Origin of the sequence: Actinophytocola sp., assembly GCF_009379765.1 — a bacterium.
GTDB lineage: Bacteria > Actinomycetota > Actinomycetes > Mycobacteriales > Pseudonocardiaceae > Actinophytocola.
This window is the reverse complement of the sequence record NZ_WHTD01000279.1, coordinates 1-5789: the sequence shown is the minus strand read 5'-3', so window position 1 is coordinate 5789 and position 5789 is coordinate 1. Positions and strand designations below refer to the sequence as shown.

The 5789-nt window shown below is 70.1% G+C and carries 6 protein-coding genes; 3 read left to right on the top strand and 3 right to left on the bottom strand.

All coding sequences use genetic code 11. From position 1 onward, the window contains the following. Positions 1 to 428: 428 nt before the first annotated feature. The 3 genes from GEV28_RS41910 to GEV28_RS41900 form a co-directional block, all read right to left on the bottom strand. The gene (locus GEV28_RS41910) at positions 429 to 692 is read right to left on the bottom strand and encodes a hypothetical protein (protein ID WP_291419901.1); all 264 of its coding nucleotides are present in this window, start codon (positions 690 to 692) and stop codon (positions 429 to 431) included. Positions 693 to 985: 293 nt separating this feature from the next. Beyond that, on the bottom strand, positions 986 to 1798 hold the full coding sequence (locus GEV28_RS41905) for a GAF and ANTAR domain-containing protein (RefSeq protein WP_291419899.1): 813 nt from the start codon (positions 1796 to 1798) through the stop codon (positions 986 to 988). Positions 1799 to 2002: 204 nt separating this feature from the next. Next, positions 2003 to 2533, bottom strand: coding sequence for a DUF2231 domain-containing protein (locus GEV28_RS41900; RefSeq protein WP_291419898.1), 531 nt, complete (start codon positions 2531 to 2533; stop codon positions 2003 to 2005). A 280-nt stretch (positions 2534 to 2813) separates the two neighbouring features. On the opposite strand from GEV28_RS41900, the gene GEV28_RS41895 reads away from it, so the two are divergent. The 3 genes from GEV28_RS41895 to GEV28_RS41885 all read left to right on the top strand — a co-directional run bounded on the left by GEV28_RS41895 (position 2814) and on the right by GEV28_RS41885 (position 5655). After that, the gene (locus GEV28_RS41895) at positions 2814 to 3044 is read left to right on the top strand and encodes a hypothetical protein (RefSeq protein ID WP_291419896.1); all 231 of its coding nucleotides are present in this window, start codon (positions 2814 to 2816) and stop codon (positions 3042 to 3044) included. A 248-nt stretch (positions 3045 to 3292) separates the two neighbouring features. Beyond that, on the top strand, positions 3293 to 4312 hold the full coding sequence (locus GEV28_RS41890) for an NAD-dependent epimerase/dehydratase family protein (RefSeq protein WP_291419894.1): 1020 nt from the start codon (positions 3293 to 3295) through the stop codon (positions 4310 to 4312). Next, positions 4309 to 5655 (top strand): PfkB family carbohydrate kinase, encoded by a 1347-nt coding sequence (locus tag GEV28_RS41885; protein WP_291419892.1) that lies wholly within the window; start codon positions 4309 to 4311, stop codon positions 5653 to 5655. The genes GEV28_RS41890 and GEV28_RS41885 overlap by 4 nt, the downstream gene beginning before the upstream one ends. The last annotated feature ends 134 nt before the right edge of the window (positions 5656 to 5789 follow it).

Genomic DNA, 5789 nt, shown 5'->3' with positions numbered 1-5789 from the left:
GCATCCCCCAACCCTCACCACTTCAGGCCCGGCTCCTGGATCTACTCGGCGTCGACCCCACCACCCTAAGATGATCAAGTACCGCACCCGACAACCAACTCGAGTTGATCAACCCCCATGTGCGGAATACCCGGCTAGCGGTGATCGCGCAGGCCGGCGCAGCCGGCCGCTATGAGCGGTGGCGTCGCCCGTGGGTGGTGGAGGATCCGAGCAAGCCGGTGGCGATCGCGCGGCACGATGGGAACCAGCGTCGGATCAAGGTGGCCCAGCTCGGCCCTGATGAGGGTCGCCGGCTGCTCATCGACACGCCGCGGGGTTTGGAGCCCGCCGGGTTCTGGTTGTCCGAGTACGGGGATCCGGTTGCCGTGTCGACCTGGAAGGATTTGTTTCGGCAGGCTAATGCCCGCTGCCGAGCGCGGGGAATGGAACTACACGGTCACGCCCATCTGTTGCGGCACACTTTCGCGGTGATCACCGTGGAACAGCTCCAGCGTGGTCACGGCGTCGGCATGAACATGGCGAACCCACCGGCGTTCGTTGTGGTAGCCCAGCATGATCTGGGCCACCGCCAGGCAGATCAGCTCACCGTCGGTGAGATTGGGTCGGTGACCCCGACCGGTGCGGGGCGGGACCACGTGGTCATCAACCAGCACGTAGGGTGCGGTCAGGAGGGTGTTCAGGTCTTTCGTCACACATTGATCATGAACACCCTCCTCCCATGCCCCGACATCGGGCCGCCTTCACATGATCTTCACGGAATCAATCATCTAGGCGGCGGTAACCCTTGGTGTCGTGTCCCCCCGAGTGTGCGGTGCCCGGGTGATTCGACCCTTCGCTGCTGAAGGTCGCTGCTGCGCCACGCCGGCCACCTGACGACCCGGATGAGCGCAGCACCCACATTCCGGTCGCTCCCGCCCGCATACCCGGCTCGGCTGCGGCGACACCACCGCGAGCGATGCCTCGGCCAGGAGGCTGGGCAGGTCTGTCAGTGGCCGGGCGGGTCGAGCTCGGCGTGCCGGGCGGCGAGGGTGCGCGCCACCTCGACGAGCTTGACGTTGAGTTCCTGGGACGTGCGGCGCAGTAGGTCGAACGCCTGCTCGGCGGTCAGGCCGCGGCGGTTCATCAGGATGCCCTTGGCCTGGCCGATCACATCGCGGGTTTCCAGCGCCGTGCGCAGTTGCGCCTCGCGCAGGTCGGCGAGGCGGACAGCTTCGGTGTGCGCCAGTGCGAGCGAGCCGTGAGTGGCCAGAAGCAGGGCGCGGTCCCGGCTGACGGCGTCGCCGAGTCCGCCGAGCTTACGAGAGTAGGCGTTGAGCGCCCCGGAAAGCCGGGGCGGGGCGGCGTCGGGAACGAGGGCCGTGGACAGGACGGACAGGACGCCACGCTCGGCCGCCGCGGGGCCGAACTGCGGCCACTCTGGTTCGACGGCGACGTTTCCGGCGTACTTGTAGGCCATGCCCGGCGTGCGCGCGGCGTCGAGGCAGGGGCCGTGCCCGTACCGATACTGCAGTTCGTCGAGCTCGACGGCGAGTGGGTTGGTCTGTACCGGGGTGTGCAGTCGCCCGTCGTCCGAGCGGAGTGTCACACTGACCACGTCCGCGTCGGGTAGCACCTCGAAGGCCGCGTCCACGACGTGTTCCAAGGCACCGGCCACGGAGTCTGCGGCCAGCAGCGTTTTGGTCAGCAGGGTGAGCTGCCGGGCCAGCGGGCTCTGCTCCTGGTCCCCGGCCGGGTGTGGGGCGTCAGGTGGTCGGTCGACGAACTCGGCCTTGTCCAGACGCCAGGCATCGTCCTGCACGAGTAGCCCCTCCCTCCGTTCCGTCGAGTGTCTCCAACGGATCAGTCACGGCGTAAGGCGACCTGCCAACCGGTTCCCGTTCGGCGCGGTGATGAACCGTCCACATGGGAAACTGCAGCCATCGCAGGTACCTGCCGCGCCGAGGACGGCTGACTGAAGACCGTGCTGGACCTGGCTGACCGGGAACGGCGCTCGGCGGCCCGGCTACGGCGCCTCCTGCACTGTCCACCGGTGCACGCCGGCGCCCTGGGCATAGGACAGGTGCCCACCGAGTGCGCCGCCGACGCCGAGGGCCAGCAGACCGAACGAGCTCCATACCACTCCCGCGGTGTGCCGACGCCGTAGTCGGCACAGGTACGAGTTTAGGAAGAACCCTGTGGACACCAGATTGGCGGACGCGTGGAGCAGACCGACCCGTCGTTGCTCGGCGTTCAGCTCACCGAAGTCGGCGAGTCCGACGAGGACCGTTGGCGGGGTGGCCGCGAGCCCCAGGGCCACGAGCTGGCGTGCCGGCCTGCGCTCGCCCGCGTAGTCGAACAGCGCGGCACTCAGCCACGCGCCGATGGGCACCGCCACCAGCAGCGGGTGGACCGGATGCCCCAGCCATGAGCCACGGAGGACCTTGTCCAGCCAGCTCCGGCCAAGAACCCGGCGTACCACGCCGGCGACGACGCCGGCTGGCCGGTCGACCACACTGGCCGACTCGGCCGCCCGAAGAATGCTGCGCACGTTCATGTCCCGCGGGTTACCCGCGGGGCGGCACCCTAACCCGCGCGCAGGCTGCGGATCCGCAGGAGCGGCGGCCGTCGCGCCCAACCCCTACAGCACGATGAACACGAGATGACCACGCCGTCGCCGGTGAGCATCCATTGCACGTCATCTCCCGTTGCCGGTGTCGAGGCGCTTCTCGACGGGCGTGCCCGTCCAGCGTCTTTCGGTATGACGCGACGTTTGTCCGCCACCTCGCGTGGTAGCCGCACCACGTCCGGCTGTTCGACTGATTAGGAGAGGCGTGATGACCTCGACCGAGACCGGTGCGGTCACCGGTACCAAGGACAAGGACTACAACCTCATCTGGTTCACCGAGGCCTGTCTGAGCAACGCGTTGCGGATGGAGGTCTACGCCCAGGACGCCGAACGCGACGGTGACACCGAGTTGGCTGAGTTCTTCCGCCGCGCCCAGGGCGAGAGCCGCAAGGGCGCCCAACAGGGCAAAGCCCTGTTGGCCAACCGGCTCACGGCCTAACGAGGCCACGAGCTGGACCAGACCGGTGCGGGCGGGCCGGCACCGCCCTGGCCCGCCCGCACCCACCGCTGCACGACCGCACGAGATCCTGGACGCCGGGCGAGGCCGGTACGCCGGATCTGTTCACCGCGGCGATCACGGCGAAGCGGGGAAACCCGAACGACACGGCTGGAGACGACGGCGTCCACCGCGTTTGTCACCGCATCGCCCGGGTAGCCGAGCTCCACCTTCGACGAGGCGGTGGGCAGATGAGACGGCACTTCGAACGGGCGCTGGTGATCGGTGGGGCCGGGTTCATCGGCTCGCACCTGTGCGAGCACCTGCTCGGCCGGGACATGCAGGTCGTGTGCCTGGACAACTTCGCCACCGGTACGCCGGACAACGTCGCTCACCTCGCCGAGGCGCCGGGATTTCGGCTCGTGGAGCACGACGTCACCGAGCAGGTGCGGGTGAGCGGCGCCTTCGATCTCGTCATCCACCTGGCCTCGCCCGCGTCGCCGCGGCACTACCTGAGGCTGCCGATCGAGACGCTCGAGGCCGGGGCGCTCGGCACCCGGCATGCGCTCCGGTTCGCCGAGGAACACTCCGCGCGGTTCCTGCTCGCGTCCACCAGCGAGGTGTACGGCGACCCCACCGAGCACCCGCAGCGAGAGACGTATTGGGGCCAAGTCAACCCGATCGGCCCGCGCAGTGTCTACGACGAGGCCAAGCGCTACGCCGAGGCCCTCACCGCCGCGTGGTGCCGCAGCCGCCACGGCGACGTCGCGATCGTCCGCATCTTCAACACCTACGGTCCACGGATGCAGCCCGACGACGGCCGCATGATCCCGACCTTCATCCGCCAGGCACTGGCCGGCCAGCCGATCACCATTCAGGGAGACGGCGAGCAGACCCGCTCGGTGTGCTATGTGGACGACACGGTCCGTGGTCTTGTCGCGATGGCCGCGAGTGCGATGCCGGGCCCGGTGAACATCGGCAACCCCGAGGAGTTGCGCGTGCGCGAGGTCGCCGAACGGATCAGGGACATCGTCGCCTCGACCTCGCCGATCACCTACGAGTCCGCCGCGGTCGACGACCCGCGCCGCCGCTGCCCGGACATCTCTTTGGCCCGCTGCAGCCTCCGCTGGGAGCCCGAGGTATCCCTCTCCGATGGTCTACAGAGGACAATCGAGTCGATCCGCCGCGAGACGTGTGCCGGGGTGACCGCGTTCAGCCGCTTGCCCTCGGGAGCTCTCCTCGATGGGCTCGGCGAGGGGAGGACGCCATGAAGCTGGTCGTGGTAGGAGACACGCTGCTCGACGTGGACCTGATCGGCACCGCCGAGCGGCTGTGCCCGGACGCGCCCGCGCCCGTCGTCGACCTGGCTCGGCGCGACCATCGTGCCGGTGGCGCCGGGTTGGCCGCGACGCTCGCCGCGGCCGACGGTCTCGACATCACTCTGGTCACCGCCGTCGCTGACGACGCGGCGGGCGAGCGGCTGCGGGCCGAGCTGGTGGGCCTGGACACGGTCATCGGCCCGGCGCGCGTGGCCACCCCGGTGAAGACCCGGCTGCGCTGTGCCGGCCAGTCGATCGCGCGGATCGACGAGGGCGGCGGAGGTGAGCCGCCCGTCGTGACCGACGAGATGCTCGACGCGCTGTGCGGCGCCGACGCCGTGCACGTCGCCGACTACGGCCGCGGTCTCGCAGCCGACAAGCGGCTGCGCGGCCTGCTGGCCCATCGCGCCCGAACCGTGCCACTGGTGTGGGACCCGCACCCAGGCGGCCCGGCTCCGGTCGAGCACGCCACGCTGGTGAGCCCGAATCTGGACGAGGCGCTCCGGTTCAGTGCTGCTCGCACCGGTTCGGATGCGGCGACGGACCTGCGCAACCGATGGTCGGTCCGGGCGGTCGCGGTCACGATGGGGGCCGGCGGCGCCGCGCTGGACGACGGGACCACGCCGCGCACGATTCCGGCTCCGCGCATGCTGGTGGCCGATCCGTGTGGTGCGGGCGACCGGTTCGCGGCGACGGCCGCCGGCGCGCTGCTGGCCGGTGCCGACGTGACCGGCGCGGTGACCACGGCGGTGCACGCCGCCGCGGCGTTCCTCGCCGCGGGCGGCGTGGCATCCGTGCGTCCCAACGTCCACCCGTTGCCGTCGGGTCGCGGGGGGATGAGCCGGGCGCGCGATGTCGTCGACGAGGTCCGGGCCCGGGGCGGCACGGTCGTCGCCACCGGTGGCTGCTTCGACCTGTTGCACGCCGGCCACGTGCGGACGCTGGCGGCTGCTCGCGCGCTGGGCGACTGCCTGGTGGCGTGCGTGAACTCGGACCGCTCGGTGCGGCGGCTCAAGGGTGTCGGCCGACCTATCACCCCGGAGGCCGACCGCGTGGAGCTGCTGCGGTCGCTGTCGAGCGTGGACGCGGTCGCCGTCTTCGACGAGGACACTCCGGTGGCGATCCTCAACGAGCTGCGCCCGGACATCTGGGTGAAGGGCGGCGACTACCCGAACGCGGACGACCTCCCGGAGACCCGGTTGCTGCGGGTGTGGGGTGGCCGGACGGTGCTGGTCCCTGTGCACCCGGGCCGTTCGACGAGCCGTCTGGCGACCGCTCTGCGCAGCGTCGGCTAGCCCCGTCTTCCGCACATGAGGTGGGGTGGACAGGTCAGGCGTGTCGGTGATGTGTCTGACCTGCCGATCTGTGAGTCTGTCGCGTTGTGGATCAACGTGGACGACGGGCCCGGTATGTCGCGGCGAGTATCGAG